Genomic DNA, 22,107 nt, shown 5'->3' with positions numbered 1-22,107 from the left:
GCTAGGCAGTAGGCGGCGGGACGCCGGACAGCACGCGGCCCCGGGCCGCCGTTTCTCACTCGAACGGGGGGCACCGGGGCCGGTGTTGATCATCCAGACAGACGATCAGAACGACATGACGTTCAGGGTGACACTGACGATTCAGAACGACATCGGGAGCGACATCAGAGCTTCGTCCACGCCTCCGACAGCGTGGCGCGCAGGATCTGCTCGATCTCGTCGAACGTCGACTGGTCGGAGATCAGCGGCGGGGCGAGCTGGACGACCGGGTCGCCGCGGTCGTCGGCGCGGCAGTACAGGCCGTTCTCGTACAGCTTCTTGGAGAGGAAGCCGTACAGGACCCGCTCGGTCTCGTCCGCGTCGAAGGACTCCTTGGTGGCCTTGTCCTTGACCAGCTCGATGCCGTAGAAGAAGCCGTTGCCGCGGACGTCGCCGACGATCGGCAGGTCGTGGAGCTTCTCCAGGGTGGAGCGGAACGCGCCCTCGTTGTCCAGGACGTGCTGGGTGAGGTTCTCGCGCTCGAACAGGTCGAGGTTGGCGAGGCCCACGGCCGCGGAGACCGGGTGGCCGCCGAAGGTGTAGCCGTGCAGGAAGGTGTTGTCGCCCTTGTAGAACGGCTCGGCGAGGCGGTCGGAGACGACGCACGCGCCGATCGGGGAGTAGCCCGAGGTCATGCCCTTGGCGCAGGTGATCATGTCCGGGACGTAGCCGAACTTGTCGCAGGCGAACATCGTGCCCAGCCGGCCGAAGGCGCAGATGACCTCGTCGGAGACGAGCAGCACGTCGTACTGGTCGCAGATCTCGCGGACCCGCTGGAAGTAGCCGGGCGGGGGCGGGAAGCAGCCGCCCGCGTTCTGCACCGGCTCCAGGAAGACCGCGGCGACCGTGTCGGGGCCCTCGAAGAGGATCTGCTGCTCGATCTGGTCGGCGGCCCAGCGGCCGAAGGCCTCGGGGTCGTCACCGTGGATCGGCGCCCGGTAGATATTCGTGTTCGGGACCTTGTGGGCGCCGGGGACGAGGGGCTCGAAGGGCGCCTTCAGGGCGGGCAGTCCGGTGATGGACAGGGCGCCCTGCGGGGTGCCGTGGTAGGCGACCGCGCGGGAGATGACCTTGTGCTTGGTGGGCTTGCCGACCAGCTTGAAGTACTGCTTGGCGAGCTTCCAGGCGGTCTCGACCGCCTCACCGCCGCCGGTGGTGAAGAAGACCTTGTTCAGGTCGCCCGGCGCGTGGTGCGCGAGGCGCTCGGCCAGCTCGACGGCCTTGGGGTGGGCGTAGGACCACACCGGGAAGAACGCCAGCTCCTGCGCCTGCTTGAAGGCGGTCTCGGCGAGCTCGACGCGGCCGTGCCCGGCCTGCACCACGAACAGGCCGGCGAGACCGTCGAGGTAGCGCTTGCCCCGGTCGTCGTAGATGTACGTGCCCTCGCCCCGGACGATGGTGGGGACGGGGGACTTCTCGTACGACGACATGCGCGTGAAGTGCATCCACAGGTGGTCGTACGCGGTCTGGGAGAGGTCCTTGCTCACGGCTATCGGGTCCTCACGGTTATCGGGTTCCCCACATGTAGGTCTGCTTCTTGAGCTTGAGGTAGACGAAGCTCTCGGTGGAGCGCACTCCGGGGACGGCCCGGATGCGTTTGTTGATGACGTCCAGGAGGTGGTCGTCGTCCTCGCAGACGATCTCCACCATCAGGTCGAAGGAGCCTGCGGTCATCACCACGTACTCGCATTCGGACATGGCCGTCAGCGCGTCCGCCACCGACTCCACGTCGCCCTCGACGTTGACGCCGACCATCGCCTGTCTGCGGAATCCCACGGTGAGCGGGTCCGTGACGGCGACGATCTGCATCACGCCCTGGTCGAGCAGCTTCTGGACGCGCTGGCGCACGGCCGCCTCGGAGAGGCCCACGGCCTTGCCGATGGCGGCGTACGGACGGCGGCCGTCCTCCTGGAGCTGCTCGATGATGGCGAGGGAGACGGCGTCCAGCTGGGGACCGCCGTTCCTGGACTCGCGGGAGTCCCTCTGGTCTGCGCTTCGACTGGCCACGGGCTCACTGTGCACGAGGTCTCGACACTTCCGCAAGGTCTGATCGATGAAATCCGTTGTTTGTGTAGCTCGCATCTGCGGATTCCGCACGATCGAAGGGAGCGGGGGTGTTGAAAACGTGGACCGGCCGACTAGGGTGGGTGTCTCAAGTACTGGACATCCGAACTGGAGGGCCGGCAGTGAGCACCGAGCTGCGTCGTCTGCGCAACTACATCGGCGGTGAGTTCCGGGACGCCGCCGACGGACGGACCACCGACGTGGTCAATCCCGCGACGGGCGAGGCGTACGCGACCGCTCCGCTGTCCGGGCAGGCGGACGTGGACGCCGCGATGGCGGCGGCCGCCGAGGCCTTCCCCGGCTGGCGCGACACCACGCCCGCCGAGCGCCAGAAGGCCCTGCTGAAGATCGCGGACGCCTTCGAGGAGCGCGCCGAGGAGCTGATCGCGGCCGAGGTGGAGAACACGGGCAAGCCGGTCGGGCTGACCCGCTCCGAGGAGATCCCGCCGATGGTCGACCAGATCCGCTTCTTCGCGGGTGCGGCGCGGATGCTCGAGGGCCGCTCGGCCGGTGAGTACATGGAGGGCCTGACCTCCATCGTGCGCCGGGAGCCGGTCGGCGTCTGCGCGCAGGTCGCGCCGTGGAACTACCCGATGATGATGGCCGTGTGGAAGTTCGCCCCGGCGATCGCGGCGGGCAACACGGTCGTCCTGAAGCCGTCCGACACCACCCCGGCGTCCACGGTGCTGATCGCGGAGATCCTCGGCGGGATCCTGCCGAAGGGCGTCTTCAACGTCATCTGCGGCGACCGCGAGACCGGCCGCATGATGGTCGAGCACGAGATCCCGGCGATGGCCTCCATCACCGGCTCGGTGCGCGCCGGCATCCAGGTCGCCGAGTCCGCCTCCAAGGACGTCAAGCGCGTCCACCTGGAGCTGGGCGGCAAGGCGCCGGTCGTGGTCTTCGAGGACACCGACATCGCCAAGGCCGTCGAGGACATCTCGGTCGCGGGCTACTTCAACGCCGGCCAGGACTGCACGGCCGCCACGCGCGTGCTCGTCCACGAGTCCATCCACGACGAGTTCGTCTCCGCGCTGTCGAAGGCCGCCGCCGAGACCAAGACCGGGCAGCCGGACGACGAGGACGTGCTGTTCGGCCCGCTCAACAACCCCAACCAGCTCAAGCAGGTCGAGGGCTTCATCGAGCGGCTGCCCGCGCACGCGCGCGTGGAGACCGGCGGCAAGCGGGTCGGCGACAAGGGGTACTTCTACGCGCCGACCGTCGTCTCGGGCCTGAAGCAGGACGACGAGATCATCCAGAAGGAGGTCTTCGGCCCGGTCATCACCGTGCAGTCCTTCACGGACGAGGACCAGGCGGTGGAGTGGGCCAACGGCGTCGAGTACGCGCTCGCCTCCTCCGTGTGGACCAAGGACCACGGCCGCGCCATGCGGATGTCCAAGAAGCTCGACTTCGGCTGCGTCTGGATCAACACGCACATCCCGCTGGTCGCGGAGATGCCGCACGGCGGCTTCAAGAAGTCCGGCTACGGCAAGGACCTGTCGGCGTACGGCTTCGACGACTACACGCGGATCAAGCACGTGATGACGTCGCTGGACGCGTAGCACTCCCTTCGGTCGTGGCGGCCCCGGGCGCTGATGCGGCCCGGGGCCGTTCGTCTGCCCGCAGAACTGTTTTTGAACATGTTCAACATGGGCGTAGAGTGCCGCCATGAGCGACAGAGCCGCCCTGCTGAAGGGCATTCGCGCCTGGCTGGTCTTCTTCGTCGTGTGCCTGGTGCTCAGCGGCGCCACGGCCTTTCCCCTGGTGCACGAACTGCGCTGGACCGAGGAACTGCTGCGTGCGCTGTCCGTGGGGGACCACCTGCCCGGGCTGACGGAGTGGATCGAGCGGGTGCGGGCCGGGCTCGACGAGGCCGACGCCGAATACCCCTTCCTTCTCTATGGCACGGACTGGCTGGCCTTCGCACACCTGGTGATCGCGGTCGCCTTCTACGGGCCCTACCGCGACCCGGTCCGCAACATCTGGGTCGTCGAGTTCGGGATGATCGCCTGCGCGGGCATCGTTCCGCTCGCCCTGATCTGCGGGCCGTTGCGCGGGATCCCCTTCTGGTGGTCGGTGATCGACATGGCCTTCGGGGTGTTCGGGGTGATCCCCCTGTACGTCGTACGGCAGCGGATCAAGCGGCTGGAGGCGCTGACCGCGCCGGTGGCCGCCATCCCGGTGCCCGGCGGCTGAGAAAAACTGTTATCCCGAGAACCTTCACGCCGTCTCCCCGCCTGTGATCCCCCACATGGCCAAGACCACCGTCCTGCCTGAGAGGGTGCGTGCGGAAAAGTACTGATCTCAGCCGGCGAGAGGCCACCGTGGACAGTCAGCACTGGCGCGCCACCATCACGGCGGCGCAGTCCGGCGACCGGCAGGCGCTGGACGAGCTCGTCGCGGGCTGGCTGCCGCTGGTCTACAACATCGTGGGCCGGGCCCTGAACGGCCACGCCGACGTCGACGACGTCGTCCAGGAGACCATGCTGCGCGCGGTCGACAACCTCGGTTCGCTGCGCGACCCGGACAGCTTCCGGTCGTGGCTGGTGGCGATCGCCATGCGCCAGATACGCGACCGCGCCCGGCGCCGGACCCCGGAGCGGCTGGAGGAGTCGGCGGCCTCCGACTTCGCCGAACTGACCGTGCTGCGGCTGCAGTTGGAGGGGCAGCGGCGTGAGGTCGCCGAGGCCGTGCGATGGCTCGACGACGAGGACCGGCAACTGCTGTCGCTGTGGTGGCTGGAGGTCGCGGGCGAACTGACCCGCCGCGAACTCGCCGCGGCCGTCGGCATCACCCGGCAGCACGCCGCCGTGCGCGTGCAGCGGGTGAAGGAGCGCCTGGAGACCGCGCGCGGCATCGTCCGCGCCCTGGACGGCGCCTGCCCCGGCCTGCGCGAGCTGACCGGCCGCTGGAACGGCCGGCCCGACTCGGTGTGGCGCAAGCGGCTGGCCCGGCACATCCGCGGCTGCGGCTACTGCGGCGGCACCCGGGGGGAGACGGTCGTACCGGCGGAACGCCTCCTGGTCGGCATCGCGCTCGTCCCGCTGCCCGTCGGGTTCACCCTGTCGCTGGCCTTCGGCGGCAAGACGGCCGTGGCCGCCACCTCCGCCGGGTGGTCCGCCAAGCTGCTGGGCGCGCTCACCAAGCCGGCCGTCGCGATGACCGCCGGCGCGACGATCGTGGCGGGCGGCGCCTACGTCGTCACCCAGCCGCCGGACGCCCCGCCACCCCGGGCCGCCGTGACCCCCACGGCGACGGCCACCTCCGAACCACCGCCCTCGGCCACACCCACGCCCACCCCCACCCCCACGCCCTCGCCGACGGCGACGAAGAAGGCCGACCTGTACGGCACGGTCGTCGACGCCGTCGACCGCGCCCCCGACCCGGACGCCCGGCCCGCCGCCCTGCCGCGCCGCCCCGAGTCCGGCATCACCAGCACCGGCGGCCCGAAGGCCGTCATGCAGCACCGCGGCGACAGCGTGACGCTGAGCGGCCGGGGTTACGTCCTGGTCCGCTGGCAGATCTCGCCGAAGTCCCGGCCCGGCGCGCTGGTCATGCCCTCCTGGACCGGCCTCAAGGGCAAGCTGTTCCACGTGGCCTCCGGCGGCACGCGCCGCATGGACGACCCGCTGCCGGGTGCCCCGAACGGCTACGCCACCGGCATGGGCGGCCCGGACATCGGGTACGCGGTGCTGCCGCCCGGCACCCAGCAGATGTGGCAGAACGAGTACTTCTACCTCGACGGCACCGTCACCCTCACCCAGAACGAACGCGGCTGCGACTACGGCCTCATCGTCTTCCCGACCGACTGGGCGGCCGTGGACAAGGACGTCAACGTGGGCCCCGCCCAGGGCGCCATCCGCTACGGACTCGTCCGCGACACCGGCACGGACAGCGCGCCGGTGCCGCAGTACGTCACGCGTGCGACCCCGGCCGATCCGGCGACGGTCCCGCAGCGCTCGCGCGTGTAGCGCACAGCACGTCGATGCGGTTGGTCGTGATGGAGTCCACCCCGGCGCGCAGCAGCCGTCGCATGGAGCGGCGCGTGTCGGGGGTCCAGACGGACAGCAGGTAGCCGTCGCGGTGGACCCGCTCGGCCAGGGGCCGGTCCACCAGGCCGAAACGGTAGTTGAGCCAGCGCGGGCGGATCGCCTCCAGCAGGACGGGCCGGGGCGGGGCCAGCGTCGTCCAGGTGAGGGCGATCTCGGCGGCCGGGTCCGCCGCACGCACGGCGAGCATGGCGTCGGCGCCGGCGCAGTAGTAGACGCGGTCCGCCGCCCCGGACTCCCGTACGGCGTCCATCACCCGCCGCACCGCCCGCACGTCGGGGGAGCCGGGCAGGTCGATCATCACCCGGTGGCCGTCGGTCGCGGCCAGCGCCTCGGTCAGGGCCGGAACCCCGCCGCCGGTCAGCCCGCGCACCTCCTCCCAGGACAGCGCGAGCACCGGCCGCTCGTGTTCCCAGAGCCGCTTCAGCGTCCCGTCGTGCAGCAGCACCGGCACGCCGTCCCGGGTGAGCCGTACGTCGATCTCGACCGCGTCCGCGCCCCGGTCGAGCGCCGAACGCAGCGAGGCGACGGTGTTCTCGCGGTGGCGGTAGGGGTCGCCCCGGTGGGCCACGGCGGTCACGTGGCGTCCGGGGTGCTCGGGGGCGGGCGTCACCGGTCGAGCCACGCCGCGGTGTAGGTGTCGATCTCCTCCTTGATCCGGGCCTTGCCCGCCGCGTCCAGGAAGGACGCCTCCACGGCGTTCTTCGCCAGGTCGGCCAGGCCCCGCTCGTCGAGGTCGAGCAGCCGGGCGGCGACCGCGTACTCGTTGTCGAGGTCGGTGCCGAACATCGGCGGGTCGTCGGAGTTGATCGTGACGACGACCCCGGCCTCGGCGAACTCCTTGATCGGGTGCTCGTCGAGGGTGCGGACCGCGCGCGTGGCGATGTTGGAGGTCGGGCACACCTCCAGCGGGATCCGGTGCTCGGCGAGGTGCGCGAGGAGCTTCGGGTCCTGCGCGGAGCTGGTGCCGTGCCCGATGCGCTCGGCCCGCAGATGCGTCAGGGCGTCCCACACGGTCTGAGGGCCGGTGGTCTCACCGGCGTGCGGTACGGAGTGCAGCCCGGCGGCGATCGCCCGGTCGAAGTACGGCTTGAACTGCGGACGCGGCACGCCGACCTCGGGCCCGCCCAGACCGAAGGAGACCAGGCCCTCGGGGCGCAGCCGGTCGTCGGTGGCGAGCCTGGTCGTCTCCTCGGCGGCTTCGAGCCCCGCCTCGCCGGGGATGTCGAAGCACCAGCGCAGCACGGTCCCGAAATCGGCCTCGGCGGCCTTGCGGGCGTCCTCGATCGCGTCCATGAAGGCGCGCTCGTCGATGCCGCGGCGGGTGGAGGAGAACGGGGTGATGGTCAGCTCGGCGTACCGCACCTGCTGCCGGGCCAGGTCGCGGGCCACCTCGAAGGTCAGCAGCCGGACGTCCTCCGGCGTGCGGATCAGGTCGACGACCGACAGGTACACCTCGATGAAGTGGGCGAAGTCGGTGAACGAGAAGTAGTCGACCAGGGCGGCGGGATCGGTCGGGACCCTCGAGTCGGGGTGGCGGGCGGCCAGCTCGGACACGATCCGGGGGGAGGCGGAGCCCACGTGGTGCACGTGCAGTTCGGCCTTGGGCAGTCCGGCGACGAACGCCGTGAGGTCGCGCGGGGCGCGGGGGTCGACGAGATGCTGGGTCAAGGTTCCTCCCCGGAACGGCGCTCCTGCCGGCGCGTGGCGGGCGGGCGCGGGTGATCGGCTGATCGATGACTCGGCATCATCGTAGGCCGTGGTGCGGCGCCCCTTTGAGGGGAGCGGGCTGTCTCGATGTGCGGCTCCGCCTCGCGGGCGCGAACAACCCCGGGCACCCGCCCTGTGGCACGCACCCAACGGCCCCGTAGCATGGCGGCACGATCGACCCAGGGGGGATGCACCATGACGGACGCGACGCAACCAGACGGAGGCGGCGGCCACGACCCGTGGGCGCCCCCGGAGAACAAGACCTCGCTCGACAAGAACCAGACGCCGCCGCCGTCCGTGCACGACCAGGCCACGGTCACCTCGATGCCCAGCGCGGGTTTCACCCCACCCACCGGCACGCCCCAGTTCGACACCTCCGGCACCGGCGCTGTCCCGCCCCCGCCCGTCGCCCCCGGCGGCTACGGCTACCCCGGCTACCCCCAGGCAGGCTACGGCTGGCCCGGCATGCCCATGGCCCCCCAGAACGGCATGGGCATCGCCGCGATGGTGCTGGGCATCATCTCCTGCACGCTCTTCTGTCTGTACGGCGTGGTCTCCCTGGTCACCGGCATCCTCGCCGTCGTCTTCGGCATCAAGGGCCGCAAGCGCGCCGAGGCCGGCGTGGCCACCAACCACGGTCAGGCGCAGGCGGGCCTGATCATGGGCATCATCGGGATCATCCTCGGCATCACCGTGATCGTCCTGATCGCCGTCGGCATCACGGCCGCGATCAACAGCGACGACTTCGACGACGACCCGTCCTACGGCGCCCTGGGCCCCGTGGCCACCGCCGCGTCCCACCACTGAAACTCCCGTACTGCGCGGCGGTTTCGGCCACTACGATTCCCTGGTCTGACAACGGAGGGGAGATCGTCCATGTCCAACACCAACCCCACGCCCGGTGGGTTCGGTCCGCCGTCCCAGCCCCCGCAGCAGCCGGCCCCCGGCTACGGCTATCCGCAGCAGGGCGGCCCCGGCTACGGCTACCCCCAGGGCACCCCCGGTTACCCGGCCGCGCCCCCCGCGGGCTACCCCCAGGCGCCCGGCTACGCGATGCCCGCGCAGCCGAGCAACGGCATGGGAACCACGGGTCTGGTGCTGGGCATCATCGGTGTGGTGTGCAGCCTGACCTTCCTGCTGTGGTTCTTCGGCGTGATCCTGGGCATCCTCGCGATCATCTTCGGCGCCATCGGCCGGGGCAAGGCCACCCGAGGTGAGGCCACCAACAAGGGTGCGGCGACCGCCGGACTGGTCTGCGGCATCATCGCCACCGTGATCCTTCCGCTGCTGGGCTTCCTGCTCTTCGCCAGCATCATGGGCGGGCTCGGCGCGGCTGCCTGAAGCCGCTGCTTCACGGGGGCCGGTCCTGTGGGTCGGCCCCCGGCTCATGACCCGCGCAGCCGCTCGCGCGCCTCCATCAGCGCGAAGCCCAGCAGGTTCGGCCCCCGCCACCGCTCCGGATCCGCCGCCGCCTCGTCGTCCGCGGCCAGCCCGATGCCCCACACGCGGTCCACGGGACTCGCCTCGACCAGCACCCGGTCACCGGTGCCGAGCAAGAACTCCCGCAGCCCGGGATGCGCACCGAACTTGTGGACATTGCCCTCCACGACGATCCGGAACCGCTCCCGCTCCCATCTCGCCTCGTCGAACCCGCGCACGAGCCGCCCGGCCTTCTTCGCCTCGGCGGGATGCCCGGCGGCCAGGACGGCCCGCTCCGCCGCCGCGTCCTCGAAGAGCCGGGCCTTGCCCGCCATCATCCAGTGCTCGGCCGTCGCGTACTCCACGCCGTCCACCGTGAACGGCGCCGGCCACCACTGGCTCAGACAGCTCGCCCCGATCCGGCCGTCCGGCCGCGGCCGGTGCCCCCAGAAGTGCAGATACTTGATCCTGGCCCCCGCGCGGACCGCCTTGATCAAGGCGTCCCGGGAATGGACCGCCCCCGTGATCTCCTCCATGCACGCGAGTCTGGCACGCACCACTGACACACCGTCCTGCCGGGGTATGGCGGACTCGACACCTGGTCGACAGATTCCGTCGCGTAACCAAAAATCAACAACGGAATCCCTTGTTGGCGTGCCATACCTCTGTCAGGATCGGCACTCAAATCGAGCCTGAGCCACGCCGGCCCCACCGCGGGGACACGGAGGAGAGCGACATGCACAACCCTGGCAACGCCACCCCGGACCGATTCCCGGCCGAGGAGCGCTTCGCGGAGGGCGCGCAGTACATCGCCGGGCGCCTGACCAGGGGCACCTCGGGCCGCACGCACGCGGTCGTCGACCCGGCGTCGGGCGAGGAGGTGCTCCGCTACGAACTGGCGGGCACGGCCGACGTCGACCGGGCCGTGGCAGCCGCCCGCGCAGCCTTCCCGGGCTGGGCGGCGACCACACCCGGCGAGCGTTCCGACGCCCTGCACCGGTTCGCCGCGGTCCTGGCCGACCGTGCCGAGGACTTCGCCCGTGCCGAGTCGCTCCAGTGCGGCAAGCCGCTGAAGCTGAGCCGGGAGTTCGACGTCCCGGGGACGATCGACAACACCGCCTTCTTCGCCGGTGCCGCACGGCTTCTCCAGGGCCAGTCCGCCGGTGAGTACTCCGGAGACCACACGTCGTACGTCCGGCGCGAGCCCATCGGTGTCGTCGGCTCCGTCGCGCCCTGGAACTACCCCCTCCAGATGGCCGCCTGGAAGATCCTCCCGGCGATCGCCGCGGGCAACACCGTCGTCCTGAAGCCCGCCGAGCTCACCCCGCTGACCTCGCTGCTCTTCGCCCGGGCGGCCACGGACGCCGGGATCCCGGACGGCGTGGTCAACATCGTCACCGGCACCGGCAGGGAGGCCGGTGAGCACCTCGTCGGCCATCCCGACGTGGCCATGACCTCCTTCACCGGCTCCACCGCCGTCGGCAAGCGCGTCGCCGAGATCGCCACCGCCACCGTCAAGCGCCTCCATCTGGAGCTCGGCGGCAAGGCGCCCTTCGTGGTCTTCGACGACGCCGACCTGGAGGCCGCCGCCCACGGCGCGGTCGCGGGCGCACTCATCAACACCGGGCAGGACTGCACGGCCGCCACGCGCGCGTACGTGCAGCGACCGCTCTACGACGCCTTCGTGGAACGGACGGCGGCGCTCATGGAGACCGTCCGGCTCGGCGACCCCTTCGCCGCCGGCACCGACCTCGGACCGCTGATCTCGCACGTCCAGCGGGACCGTGTCGCCGGTTTCGTCGACCGGGCGCGCGCCTACGCGCGCGTGGTGACCGGTGGGGAAGCACCGGAGGGCGAACTCGCCAAGGGCGCCTACTACCGGCCCACCCTCATCGCCGACGCCGCCCAGGACAGTGAGGTCGTCCAGTCGGAGATCTTCGGACCCGTCCTGGTCGTGCTGCCGTTCGACACCGACGACGAGGGGATCGCGCTCGCCAACGACACCCCGTACGGGCTGGCCGCCTCCGCGTGGAGCCGGGACGTGTACCGGGCGAACCGGGCCACCCGCGAGATCAAGGCGGGCTGTGTGTGGGTCAACGACCACATCCCGATCATCAGCGAGATGCCGCACGGCGGCTACAAGTCCTCCGGCTACGGCAAGGACATGTCCGCGTACTCGTTCGAGGAGTACACCCAGATCAAGCACGTCATGTTCGACAACACCGCGGTGGCCGCGAAGGACTGGCACCGCACCGTCTTCGGGGACCGATAGCCGTAGCAGGCCGCCTGACCAACGGCCGCCCACCCTCCGAAAGGGCACCACGCGCATGGAGCAGTACGAGCCCGACCGCCTGTCCCCGGCCCAAGTGGCCGCCATGCGGCGCAGTTTCAGGAACGGCAGGGCCGCCCTCACCCGGCGGTCGCTGCTGCGCGCCTCCGCGGGCGGGGCGCTGGCGGTCGGCGGACTCGGGACGCTGAGCGCCTGCGGCATCCCGGCGGCGGGCCGGTCGCAGGGCGGCGTCCCGGCAGAGGACCACTCGGCGAAGGAGAAGACGGTGAGCTTCTCCAACTGGACCGAGTACATGGACGTCGACGACAGCGGCAAGCACCACCCGACGCTGGAACAGTTCACGAAACGCACCGGCATCAAGGTCAAGTACACCGAGGACATCAACGACAACAACGAGTTCTTCGGCAAGATCAAGCCGCAGCTCGCGGCGGGCCAGGACACCGGCCGTGACCTGATCGTCCTCACTGACTGGCTGGCCGCCCGCCTCATCCGCCTGGGCTGGGTGCAGAAGCTGGACCCGGCCAACCTGCCGCACGCCTACGCCAACCTGTCGGCCCAGTTCCGCAGCCCCGACTGGGACCCGGGCCGCGCCTACTCGTACGTCTGGCAGGGCATCTCCACCGTCATCGCGTACAACAAGAAGGCCCTCGACGGCGTCGAGGTGACGTCGATATCCGACCTGCTCGACAACCCCAGGCTCAAGGGGCGGGTCGGCTTCCTGTCGGAGATGCGCGACAGCGTCGGCATGACGCTGCTCGACATGGGCAAGGACCCGGCGAAGTTCACCGCCGACGACTACGACGCGGCCATCGCCCGCCTCCAGAAGGCCGTCGACAAGGGCCAGATCCGCCGCTTCACCGGCAACGACTACACCTCGGACCTGACCAGCGGCGACTTCGCCGCCTGTGTCGCCTGGGCCGGTGACGTCGTGCAGCTCAAGGCGGACAGCCCCGACATCGACTTCCTCATCCCGGACAGCGGCTACATGACGTCGACCGACAACCTGCTGATCCCCAACAAGGCCCGTCACAAGACCAACGCCGAGCGGCTCATCGACTTCTACTACGAGCCGAAGCCGGCCGCCGAACTCGCCGCGTACATCAACTACGTGTGCCCCGTCGACGGGGTGAAGGCCGAGCTGGAGAAGATCGACAAAGACGCGGCGAACAACCCGCTGATCATTCCCGACAAGGCCATGGCCGCGAAGTCCCATGCCTTCCGCTCGCTGAGTGCGAAGGAAGAGACCGAGTTCGAAGCGAAGTTCGCGAAGCTGACGGGGGCGTGACCACCATGACGAACACAACGGACCCCACCGGTGACGTCCGCCTCGCGGGCATAGCCAAGAGCTACGGCGCCTTCACCGCCGTGCACCCGCTCGACCTGACCGTCCCGCAGGGCTCCTTCTTCGCCCTGCTCGGCGCCTCCGGCTGCGGCAAGACCACCACCCTGCGCATGATCGCCGGTCTGGAGGAACCTTCCGCCGGCACCGTCTCGCTGGGCGGCCAGGACGTGACCGCGCTCCCGCCGTACAAGCGGCCCGTGAACACGGTCTTCCAGTCGTACGCCCTCTTCCCGCACCTCGACATCTTCGAGAACGTCGCCTTCGGACTGCGCCGGCGCGGCATGAAGTCCGTGAAGAAGCAGGTCGAGGAGATGCTCGACCTCGTCCAGCTCGGCGAGCAGGCACGCAAGAAGCCGCACCAGCTCTCCGGCGGTCAGCAGCAGCGCGTCGCCGTGGCCCGCGCGCTGATCAACCACCCCAAGGTGCTCCTCCTCGACGAGCCGCTTGGCGCCCTCGACCTGAAGCTGCGCCGCCAGATGCAGCTGGAACTCAAGCGCATCCAGACCGAGGTCGGCATCACCTTCATCCACGTCACGCACGACCAGGAGGAGGCCATGACCATGGCCGACACGGTCGCCGTGATGAACGCGGGTCGCGTCGAGCAGCTCGGCGCGCCGGCCGACCTCTACGAGAACCCGCGCACCACGTTCGTCGCGAACTTCCTCGGCACCTCCAACTTCATCGAGGCCGAGGTCGACTCCAAGAGCGGTGAGGAGATCGTGCTGAAGGCGGGCGGGGGCAAGCTCGTCCTGCCCGAGGCGCGCTGTTCGGCGGCCGCGAGCACCGGCGGCAAGGTGCTGGTCGGCGTCCGCCCGGAGAAGATCTCCCTCACCCACGCGGACGACGCCGGCGAGATACCCGAGGGCCGCAACCGCATCACCGGGACGATCTCGGACTCCAGCTTCATCGGTGTCTCCACGCAGTACGTCGTCGACAGCCCGGTCTGCTCCGACTTCGAGGTCTACGCCCAGAACATCGACCGCGACCCCCGCCTGGTGCCCGGCGCCGAGGTCGTCCTGCACTGGAACCCGGCCCACACCTTCGGCCTGGACGCCGCCCAGTCCGTGTTTGCCGGGACAGAGGGCTCCGCCGGAGCGGAAGAGGCGGCCTGATGTCGACACTCACCGAAGCGCCACCGCCGCTCGTGCCCCAAGCCCCCGAGCCGGAACCCCCGAAGCGCAGGGGCCGCTGGACGCCGTACTGGCTGCTGCTGCCCGGCATCCTCTGGCTGGTCGTCTTCTTCGCGCTGCCGATGATCTACCAGGCCTCCACGTCCGTGCAGACGGGCTCCCTGGAGGAGGGCTACAAGGTCACCTGGCACTTCGCCACGTACTGGGACGCGCTCACCGCGTACTGGCCGCAGTTCGTCCGGTCGGTGCTCTACGCGGGCACCGCGACGATCCTGTGCCTGCTGCTCGGCTACCCGCTCGCATATCTGATCGCCTTCCGCGCGGGCCGCTGGCGGAACCTGATCATGATCCTGGTGATCGCGCCGTTCTTCACCAGCTTCCTGATCCGCACCCTGGCCTGGAAGACGATCCTCGCGGACGGCGGCCCGCTCGTCGGCGCGCTCGACACGCTGCACGTCCTGGACGTCACCAACTGGCTCGGCTGGACCGCCGGCGACCGCGTCCTGGCCACGCCGCTGGCGGTGGTCTGCGGACTGACGTACAACTTCCTGCCGTTCATGATCCTTCCGCTCTACACCTCGCTGGAGCGCATCGACGGCCGGCTCCACGAGGCCGCCGGCGACCTGTACGCCCGTCCCTGGACGACCTTCCGCAAGGTCACCTTCCCGCTGTCGATGCCGGGTGTCGTCTCCGGCACGCTGCTGACCTTCATCCCGGCCAGCGGCGACTACGTCAACGCCGACCTGCTCGGTTCCACGGACACCCGCATGGTCGGAAACGTCATCCAGACGCAGTTCCTCAGAGTGCTCGACTATCCGACGGCCGCGGCGCTCTCCTTCATCCTCATGGCGGCCATTCTCCTCATGGTCACCCTCTACATCCGCAGGTCCGGGACGGAGGATCTGGTCTAAATGCCCTTCGTCAACTGGCTGAAAAGAAATCTCGTCGTCATCGCGGGACTGCTGACACTCGGCTATCTGCTGCTGCCGAACGTCATCGTCACGGTGTTCTCCTTCAACAAACCGAAGGGGCGCTTCAACTACGAATGGCAGCAGTTCTCCCTGGACGCGTGGAAGGATCCGTGCGGCGTCTCCGACCTGTGCGGCTCGCTGTCGGTCAGCCTCCAGATCGCGTTCTGGGCGACCCTCGGCGCCACCCTCCTGGGCACGCTCATCGCCTTCGCGCTGGTCCGCTACCGGTTCCGCGCCCGCGGCGCCGTGAACTCGCTGATCTTCCTGCCGATGGCGATGCCCGAGGTCGTCATGGCCGCCTCGCTGCTCACCCTGTTCCTCAACATGGGCGCCCAGCTGGGCTTCTGGACGATCCTCATCGCGCACATCATGTTCTGCCTGAGTTTCGTCGTCACGGCCGTCAAGGCACGCGTGATGTCGATGGACCCGAAACTGGAGGAGGCGGCGCGGGACCTGTACGCGGGCCCGTTCCAGACGTTCGTCCGGGTCACCCTGCCGATCGCGGCGCCGGGAATCGCGGCGGGCGCCCTGCTCGCCTTCGCCCTCTCCTTCGACGACTTCATCATCACCAATTTCAACGCCGGCTCGACCGTCACCTTCCCCATGTTCGTCTGGGGCTCGGCGCAGCGCGGAACGCCCGTCCAGATCAACGTCATCGGCACGGCCATGTTCATCGTCGCCGTACTGCTCGTCCTGGCTTCCATGGCCGTCGGCAATCGCCGCAACAGACAGAAGGCACAACCGTAGGGAGTTGACATCATGGCCCCGAGCGCCATGAACCAGCGGAACACGTGGATTCGTTCGCTTTCCGACGCCCAGCCGGTCCCGTACTGGCTGGACGACCCCGGCCGGCCCCGCCCCGAACCCGCCCTCACCACCTCCGAGACCTGCGATCTGCTGGTCGTCGGCGGCGGTTACAGCGGACTGTGGACCGCGCTCATCGCCAAGGAACGCGACCCGCGGCGGGACGTGGTGCTGGTGGAGGGCCGCGAGGTGGGCTGGGCCGCCTCCGGTCGCAACGGCGGATTCTGCGCCGCCTCCCTCACCCACGGCCTGCCCAACGGCCTCGCCCGCTGGCCCGACGAGATCCACAAGCTCCAGGAGCTGGGCGCCCGCAACCTCGACGCGATCGAGGCGGCGGTCGCCCGGCACTCCCTCGACTGCGACTTCGAACGCACCGGCGAGATCGACGTCGCCACCGAGCCCTACCAGGCGACGGAACTGCGCGCCTGGCACGAGGAGACGGTTCGCCGGGGCCTCGCCGACGACGTCGAGTTCCTGGACACCGAGGCGGTCCGGGAACAGGTGGACTCACCGACCTTCCAGGCGGGCCTGTGGGACCGCAGAGGCGTGGCCATGCTGCATCCCGCGAAGCTCGCCTGGGGCCTGAAGCGGGCCTGCGCCGAACTGGGCGTCCGCGTCTACGAGCACACCCCCGCCCTCACCCTGAAGCCGTACGGCCCCGGCATGGCCGTGCGCACCCCCTACGGCCGGGTCCGCGCCCGCCAGGTCGCCCTCGGCACGAACATCTTCCCGAACCTGGTCCGACGGGTCCGCTCGTACACCGTCCCGGTCTACGACTACGCCCTGATGACCGAGCCGCTCAGCGACGCGCGACTGGCCTCGATCGGCTGGCACAACCGCCAGGGCCTCGGGGACTCGGCGAACCAGTTCCACTACTTCCGCCTGTCCGCCGACAACCGGATCCTCTGGGGCGGCTACGACGCGATCTACCCCTACGGCGGCCGCGTCCGCGCCGAGTACGACGACCGCCCGGAGACCTACGCCAAGCTCGCCGCACACTTCTTCACCTGCTTCCCGCAACTGGAGGGCGTCCGCTTCACCCATGCCTGGGGCGGCGCGATCGACACCTGCTCCCGCTTCTCGGCGTTCTTCGGCACCGCTCACCAGCAGAAGGTCGCGTACGCGGCGGGCTACACCGGTCTCGGTGTCGGTGCCACGCGCTTCGGTGCCGAGGTGATGCTGGACCTGCTGTCCGGCGAGCGCACGGAGCGCACGGAACTGGCGATGGTCCGCAAGAAGCCCCTGCCCTTCCCGCCGGAACCCTTCGCCTGGACGGGCATCGCCCTCACCAAGTGGTCCCTGGCCCGCGCGGACGCCCAGGGCGGCCGCCGCAACCTGTGGCTGCGCACGATGGACCGGCTGGGGCTCGGCTTCGACAGCTGAACCCGCGGGTGTGAGACGGTTCACTCCAACGAGGGGCCACAACCCGCGTAATGACCGCACGGAGACCTCCCTCTCCCTCGGGACGCCCTGCGCGTTCCGCGAGATTCACGGGATTCACGAGAGAAGGAGGTCTTCCTGATGACCGGTGCGAAGACGGCGATCGAGTGGCTCGCATCCGTCGCACCCGATCCCGAGGCCTGCCGCCGGGAGTGGGAGCGCAACCCGCTCGGGGTGGCGCTGCTGCCCGCCGGCGGCGCCTGGGACGTGCTCATCCTGCCCGCCGAACTCGGCTACGCCACGCTCGACGTGCTCAGCCGCGTCCTCGACCAGCCGGGCCCCGTGCTCGTCGACTTCGGCGACGCGCGCATGGGATTCTTCGTGCCGCCGGGCACCGCGGCCCGCTGGCTCGGCACGGGCATCCGCACGGCGGGCGCCGGCACCTGGATCGTCGTGCCTTACCCAGGCCGTTCCGCACCCGGCGGCATCCGCTGGCTCGTCCCCCCGGACGGCTCGGGCACCCTGACGGACCCGGCCCTGCTGGAACTCGCGATGCACGAGGCGGCGGCGGGACTGGCCACGGAGCACGGCGATTAGGGCCTACCGGGGCTGTTCGGGCGGTGTCGTCCGTCTGAGGAACAGCCACAGCGACGACAGCAGCACCGCGCACAGACACCAACTGGCCACCACGTCCAGCGGCCAGTGGTAGCCATGGCGGACCAGACCGTAGCTCGTGCCGAGTACGAGGGCGAGGCAGGCGGTGGCCAGGGCGCGGCGGGCGAAGGGGGTGCGGAGCCGGGGGAGCAGGAGCAGGGTCGCGCTGCCGTAGGCGATGGCGGCCGTGGCGGTGTGGCCCGAGGGGTAGTAGCCGGTGCCGGGCGGGACGGCCGGGGTGCCCGCGCGGTCCGTGAGTTCCTTGAGCGGGACGATCAGTGCCGGGACCAGCGCCATGAGGAGGACCGCGGCGGTGACGGGCAGCCACCAGCGGTCCGTACCGCGGGTCCGCAGCGCGAGGTATCCGAGGGCGACGGCGAGGACCGGGAGCGCGACCTGGACGTTGCCGAGGTCGGAGAGGAACTCGGACGGACCGTCCGGGTGGACGAGGCCGCGGCTGACGCGCTCGTCGAGGCGGACGAGCGGGCCGTCCGCTACGACCTGCCAGGTGATCAGCGCGAAGAGGAGCGCGGGGATGCCGAGCAGGAGGGCCGGGAAGCGCGGGTGCCGCGCGGTGGTGGCGGGCTCGTCGAGATCCTGGTTCCCGGAGATCGGCATGGGGCTTAGCTTGGCACGGGCACGGATATCCCCTGTCCACCCGCGCGACCCCACTGGAGGATCACGTGAGCCAGCCCCAGAGCGACGACGACGGCCTCCTCGACCACTGTCCGTGGCTCTACGCCGAGCAGGCGTCGGAGGGGCAGCGCGCGGCACAGGAGCAGCGGCAGAAGCGGCTGCTCGGGGTAGCGGGGGCGGGAGCTGCGTCCGTGCGGCTCGGCGAGGGCTGCTTCGTCGCGGAGACGGCCGCCGTGTACCCGGAGCACCTGTCCCTGGGCGACCGGTCGTACATCGCGGCCCACGCCTACGTCACCGGCGACATACGCACCGGCGCCGACTGCACGATCAACCCCTTCACCGTGGTGCGCGGCACCGTCACCCTCGGCAACGGGGTGCGCGTCGGCGCCCACAGCTCGCTGCTCGGCTTCAACCACGGGTCCGCGCCCGACCTGCCGGTCCATCAGCAGCCCGTCACCAGCCGGGGGATCACGGTCGGCGACGACGTGTGGATCGGCTCCCACGTGGTCGTCGTCGACGGCGTCACCATCGGAGACCACTGCGTCATCGGCGCCGGCGCGGTCGTCACGAAGGACCTGCCGGCGTGGACGGTGGCGGCCGGCAATCCGGCCCACCGGATCCGCGACCGGCGGGACCCACGGCGGCCCGCAACGCGCTCAGCGGCCCCGCACCCCGCCCAGGAGCGGCCGGCGCTCGTCGGTGAACTGTCCGCGTTCGCCGCCGCCGCCCGCGCGCAGGCCGCCGGCCTGCTCGACCGCTGCTGGCAGCCCGACAGCGGCCGGTACGTCGACCGGCCCGGTGCCGAGCCGACCGTGCGGGCCCACTGCGACGCCGTCGAGATCGCCGAGCTGCTGCTCGGGGCAGCGCCGCCCCAGTTGCCCGCCGCCGAGCACACGGCACGGCTGCGTGCGCTGCAGGACCCCGTCACCGGGCTGGTCCCCGAGTTCGGCTCGGCACCGCCGCTCCCCGGCCCGGCCGGGCTGCCGGAGGACGGGGCCTCGGCGTACCACGTGCTGTGTGCGGGCTACGCGCTGGACCTGCTCGGCAGTTCCTTCGCCCACCCGGTCCACACCGTGCGCACCACCACGGCGGAGCAACTGGTCGGGCACCTGGCCGGGCTTCCCTGGTCCGACCGTGCCTGGCACGCCGGGGCGTGGGTCGATTCCTGGGCCACCGCCGCGCACTGGAACCTGCGTCTCGGTACGGAGGCCGCCGTGCCCGGGGCACTGGAGGCGCTGTTCGGCTGGCTGCACACGCATGCCGACCCCTGGACGGGCATGTGGGGCTCACCCACGCTGGAGTCCGGACGCCTCCAGATGGTCAACGGCTACTACCGGCTCACCCGCGGCTCCTTCGCCCAGTTCGGGCTGCCCGTACCGTACGCGGAGCGCGTGATCGACACGGTTCTCGACCACGCGCGCGACGCCCGCCACTTCTCGCCCGGCCGGGAGAACGCCTGCAACGTCCTGGACGTGATCCACCCCTTGTGGCTCTGCGCCCGGCAGACCACCCACCGCGCCGAGGAGGCCCGTTCCTGGGCGTCGGCCCAGCTCAGCACCGCCCTGCGCCGCTGGCAGCCGGGCCGGGGCTTCCCCTTCGGCCCCACCCCCGACGGCACCGGCCCGGGCCGTGACCCCGGCCTCCAGGGCACGGAGATGTGGCTCGCCATCATCTGGCTGCTCGCGGATCTCCTCGGGTTCGCGGACGCCCTGGGATACCGCCCGCGCGGGATACACCGCCCGGAACCGGCTCCGCCCGCGGTACGAACGGCATGACGGGCCGGACTCGATGGGCCGGGCAGGCCGCGCCGCGGATACGCCGGCGGAAGGGTGCGGAAAGGCGCGGAAAGGCCGCCACAGAGGATGTGACGCCGCGAAGGCTCGGAGAGGGAGGTCGGCCGCCCCGGAACAGGGGGGGTAGTTCCGGGGCGGCCGTCCGGACCGGATCGTCGCGCGCCCCGGGGGGTTTGGGGCGGGCGACTGTCCGATCGGTGAGGAGATCCAGAGCCTCAGGCTCCGGTTGTGTGCGCGAGGGCACGACCAGGTCGAAGCTGGGGAGGCCCCGGCCTGATGTCACCCACAGTCCCCTGTGGGCGGGGTGTATCTCTCATCTGGGTAGAACCTACGACAGGGGCTGGGCGGAGGACAGGCCGTAGCGCCCCCTGTCATCCACCTCGCACACCTTCTTCACACGCTCTGCCGCTCGCCACCCCGGGAAGCGGAACGCGAGCGGTTCACCTGCCCCGATGCCGGCTCAGATGCGCGCGAAGGCCTGCTCGATGATGTCGAGGCCCTCGTTCAGCAGCTCCTCGCCGATCACCAGCGGGGGCAGGAAGCGGAGCACGTTGCCGTACGTGCCACAGGTCAGGACCAGCAGGCCCTCGGCGTGGCAGGCCTTGGCGAGCGCGGCGGTCGCCTCGGGGTGGGGCTCCTTCGTCGTACGGTCCTTGACCAGCTCGATGGCGATCATCGCGCCCCGGCCACGGACGTCGCCGATGATGTCGAACTTGTCCTGCATGGCGGAAAGGCGCGCCTTCATCACGGACTCGATGTTCTTCGCCCTGGCGTTGAGGTCGAGCTCCTTCATGGTCTCGATCGCGCCCAGGGCGCCCGCGCAGGCGACCGGGTTGCCGCCGTAGGTGCCGCCCAGGCCGCCGGCGTGCGCGGCGTCCATGATCTCGGCGCGCCCGGTCACGGCGGCGAGCGGCAGACCACCCGCGATGCCCTTGGCGGTGGTGATCAGGTCCGGGACGACGCCCTCGTCCTCACAGGCGAACCACTGCCCCGTGCGGCAGAAGCCGGACTGGATCTCGTCGGCGACGAAGACGATGCCGTGGTCGGAGGCGAACGTGCGGATCGCCGGCAGGAAGCCCTTGGCCGGCTCGATGAAACCGCCCTCGCCGAGCACCGGCTCGATGATGATCGCGGCGACGTTCTCCGCGCCGACCTGCTTGCTGATCTGGTCGATGGCCTGCGCGGCGGCCTCGGGACCGGCGTTCTCGGGACCGGTCGGCCAGCGGTAGCCGTACGCCACGGGCACGCGGTACACCTCGGGCGCGAAAGGCCCGAAGCCGTGCTTGTACGGCATGTTCTTGGACGTCAGCGCCATGGTCAGGTTGGTCCGCCCGTGGTAGCCGTGGTCGAAGACCACGACGGCCTGCCGCTTCGTGTACGACCGCGCGATCTTCACGGCGTTCTCGACGGCCTCGGCGCCGGAGTTGAACAGCGCGCTCTTCTTGGCGTGGTCACCCGGGGTCAGCTCGGCGAGCGCCTCGGCGACCTCGACGTACCCCTCGTACGGCGTGACCATGAAACAGGTGTGGGTGAAGTCGGCGAGCTGCGCGGACGCCCGGCGCACGACGGCCTCCGCGGACGCGCCGACGGAGGTCACGGCGATGCCCGACCCGAAGTCGATCAGCCGGTTCCCGTCGACGTCCTCGATGATCCCGCCACCGGCCCGCGCCGCGAACACGGGCAGCACGGAGCCCACACCCTGCGCGACCGCGGCGGTACGGCGGGCCTGCAACTCCTGCGACTTCGGTCCGGGAATGGCGGTGACGACGCGACGCTCCTGCGGAAGTGCGGTCATGCGGGGCTCCTGGGGTGGTGCGGACGAATGT

20 protein-coding genes and 1 pseudogene are annotated in these 22,107 nt (G+C 70.5%); 13 read left to right on the top strand and 8 right to left on the bottom strand.

The window, feature by feature from the left end; translation table 11 throughout:
- Positions 1-164: 164 nt before the first annotated feature.
- Both SCNRRL3882_RS11070 and SCNRRL3882_RS11065 read right to left on the bottom strand, forming a co-directional pair.
- Complete coding sequence (locus tag SCNRRL3882_RS11070; protein ID WP_267880847.1) at positions 165-1,526, bottom strand: aspartate aminotransferase family protein; 1,362 nt, start codon at positions 1,524-1,526, stop codon at positions 165-167.
- A gap of 19 nt (positions 1,527-1,545) precedes the next feature.
- Positions 1,546-2,061 carry an Lrp/AsnC family transcriptional regulator gene (locus SCNRRL3882_RS11065; RefSeq protein ID WP_010044422.1) on the bottom strand — a complete coding sequence of 172 codons (516 nt, stop codon included), beginning with the start codon at positions 2,059-2,061 and terminating at the stop codon, positions 1,546-1,548.
- 164 nt (positions 2,062-2,225) lie between these two features.
- On the opposite strand from SCNRRL3882_RS11065, the gene SCNRRL3882_RS11060 reads away from it, so the two are divergent.
- The 3 genes from SCNRRL3882_RS11060 to SCNRRL3882_RS11050 all read left to right on the top strand — a co-directional run bounded on the left by SCNRRL3882_RS11060 (position 2,226) and on the right by SCNRRL3882_RS11050 (position 6,074).
- Positions 2,226-3,665, top strand: coding sequence for a gamma-aminobutyraldehyde dehydrogenase (locus SCNRRL3882_RS11060; RefSeq protein ID WP_010044420.1), 1,440 nt, complete (start codon positions 2,226-2,228; stop codon positions 3,663-3,665).
- Positions 3,666-3,771: 106 nt separating this feature from the next.
- On the top strand, positions 3,772-4,299 hold the full coding sequence (locus SCNRRL3882_RS11055) for a hypothetical protein (protein WP_010044418.1): 528 nt from the start codon (positions 3,772-3,774) through the stop codon (positions 4,297-4,299).
- Positions 4,300-4,427: 128 nt separating this feature from the next.
- Positions 4,428-6,074, top strand: coding sequence for an RNA polymerase sigma factor (locus SCNRRL3882_RS11050; protein WP_010044416.1), 1,647 nt, complete (start codon positions 4,428-4,430; stop codon positions 6,072-6,074).
- Here SCNRRL3882_RS11050 and SCNRRL3882_RS11045 read toward each other — a convergent pair.
- Complete coding sequence (locus tag SCNRRL3882_RS11045) at positions 6,019-6,777, bottom strand: glycerophosphodiester phosphodiesterase (protein WP_010044414.1); 759 nt, start codon at positions 6,775-6,777, stop codon at positions 6,019-6,021. The genes SCNRRL3882_RS11050 and SCNRRL3882_RS11045 overlap by 56 nt on opposite strands.
- Positions 6,762-7,823, bottom strand: a complete 1,062-nt coding sequence (locus SCNRRL3882_RS11040; protein WP_010044412.1) for an adenosine deaminase — start codon at positions 7,821-7,823, stop codon at positions 6,762-6,764. The genes SCNRRL3882_RS11045 and SCNRRL3882_RS11040 overlap by 16 nt, the downstream gene beginning before the upstream one ends.
- Positions 7,824-8,057: 234 nt before the next feature.
- On the opposite strand from SCNRRL3882_RS11040, the gene SCNRRL3882_RS11035 reads away from it, so the two are divergent.
- Both SCNRRL3882_RS11035 and SCNRRL3882_RS11030 read left to right on the top strand, forming a co-directional pair.
- Complete coding sequence (locus tag SCNRRL3882_RS11035; protein WP_010044410.1) at positions 8,058-8,669, top strand: DUF4190 domain-containing protein; 612 nt, start codon at positions 8,058-8,060, stop codon at positions 8,667-8,669.
- A 69-nt stretch (positions 8,670-8,738) separates the two neighbouring features.
- Positions 8,739-9,203 (top strand): DUF4190 domain-containing protein, encoded by a 465-nt coding sequence (locus tag SCNRRL3882_RS11030; protein WP_010044409.1) that lies wholly within the window; start codon positions 8,739-8,741, stop codon positions 9,201-9,203.
- A gap of 44 nt (positions 9,204-9,247) precedes the next feature.
- Here the strand turns inward: SCNRRL3882_RS11030 and SCNRRL3882_RS11025 are convergent, their stop codons facing one another.
- Positions 9,248-9,817, bottom strand: a complete 570-nt coding sequence (locus SCNRRL3882_RS11025; protein WP_040903765.1) for an NADAR family protein — start codon at positions 9,815-9,817, stop codon at positions 9,248-9,250.
- 200 nt (positions 9,818-10,017) lie between these two features.
- Here SCNRRL3882_RS11025 and SCNRRL3882_RS11020 point away from each other — a divergent pair, with 200 nt between their 5' ends.
- The 7 genes from SCNRRL3882_RS11020 (at position 10,018) to SCNRRL3882_RS10990 (ending at position 17,795) form a co-directional block, all read left to right on the top strand.
- Positions 10,018-11,553 (top strand): gamma-aminobutyraldehyde dehydrogenase, encoded by a 1,536-nt coding sequence (locus tag SCNRRL3882_RS11020; RefSeq protein WP_010044407.1) that lies wholly within the window; start codon positions 10,018-10,020, stop codon positions 11,551-11,553.
- A 55-nt stretch (positions 11,554-11,608) separates the two neighbouring features.
- On the top strand, positions 11,609-12,856 hold the full coding sequence (locus SCNRRL3882_RS11015) for a polyamine ABC transporter substrate-binding protein (protein WP_010044406.1): 1,248 nt from the start codon (positions 11,609-11,611) through the stop codon (positions 12,854-12,856).
- Between the two features lie 5 nt (positions 12,857-12,861).
- Positions 12,862-14,025, top strand: a complete 1,164-nt coding sequence (locus SCNRRL3882_RS11010) for an ABC transporter ATP-binding protein (RefSeq protein WP_173937237.1) — start codon at positions 12,862-12,864, stop codon at positions 14,023-14,025.
- Positions 14,025-14,954 (top strand): ABC transporter permease, encoded by a 930-nt coding sequence (locus SCNRRL3882_RS11005; RefSeq protein ID WP_010044403.1) that lies wholly within the window; start codon positions 14,025-14,027, stop codon positions 14,952-14,954. Before SCNRRL3882_RS11010 ends, SCNRRL3882_RS11005 begins: the two co-directional genes overlap by 1 nt.
- Positions 14,955-15,761 carry an ABC transporter permease gene (locus SCNRRL3882_RS11000; RefSeq protein ID WP_010044400.1) on the top strand — a complete coding sequence of 269 codons (807 nt, stop codon included), beginning with the start codon at positions 14,955-14,957 and terminating at the stop codon, positions 15,759-15,761.
- Positions 15,762-15,773: 12 nt separating this feature from the next.
- Positions 15,774-17,201, top strand: a complete 1,428-nt coding sequence (locus SCNRRL3882_RS10995) for an NAD(P)/FAD-dependent oxidoreductase (protein ID WP_010044396.1) — start codon at positions 15,774-15,776, stop codon at positions 17,199-17,201.
- A 138-nt stretch (positions 17,202-17,339) separates the two neighbouring features.
- On the top strand, positions 17,340-17,795 hold the full coding sequence (locus tag SCNRRL3882_RS10990) for a hypothetical protein (protein ID WP_010044394.1): 456 nt from the start codon (positions 17,340-17,342) through the stop codon (positions 17,793-17,795).
- Between the two features lie 3 nt (positions 17,796-17,798).
- Here the strand turns inward: SCNRRL3882_RS10990 and SCNRRL3882_RS10985 are convergent, their stop codons facing one another.
- Complete coding sequence (locus SCNRRL3882_RS10985) at positions 17,799-18,470, bottom strand: phosphatase PAP2 family protein (RefSeq protein ID WP_010044392.1); 672 nt, start codon at positions 18,468-18,470, stop codon at positions 17,799-17,801.
- A 65-nt stretch (positions 18,471-18,535) separates the two neighbouring features.
- Here SCNRRL3882_RS10985 and SCNRRL3882_RS10980 point away from each other — a divergent pair, with 65 nt between their 5' ends.
- Positions 18,536-20,263 (top strand): acyltransferase, encoded by a 1,728-nt coding sequence (locus SCNRRL3882_RS10980; RefSeq protein WP_010044390.1) that lies wholly within the window; start codon positions 18,536-18,538, stop codon positions 20,261-20,263.
- 110 nt (positions 20,264-20,373) lie between these two features.
- On the opposite strand, the pseudogene SCNRRL3882_RS41685 reads toward SCNRRL3882_RS10980, so the two are convergent.
- Positions 20,374-20,598, bottom strand: a pseudogene (locus SCNRRL3882_RS41685) (phosphoesterase); the annotation flags it as partial.
- Between the two features lie 143 nt (positions 20,599-20,741).
- Complete coding sequence (gene gabT, locus SCNRRL3882_RS10970) at positions 20,742-22,076, bottom strand: 4-aminobutyrate--2-oxoglutarate transaminase (RefSeq protein ID WP_010044388.1); 1,335 nt, start codon at positions 22,074-22,076, stop codon at positions 20,742-20,744.
- Positions 22,077-22,107: the final 31 nt, after the last annotated feature.

Source organism: Streptomyces chartreusis NRRL 3882, from assembly GCF_900236475.1.
Classification (GTDB): Bacteria; Actinomycetota; Actinomycetes; order Streptomycetales; family Streptomycetaceae; genus Streptomyces; species Streptomyces chartreusis_D.
The sequence above is the reverse complement of the archived record's forward strand: the minus strand, read 5'-3'. Positions and strand labels throughout refer to the sequence as shown.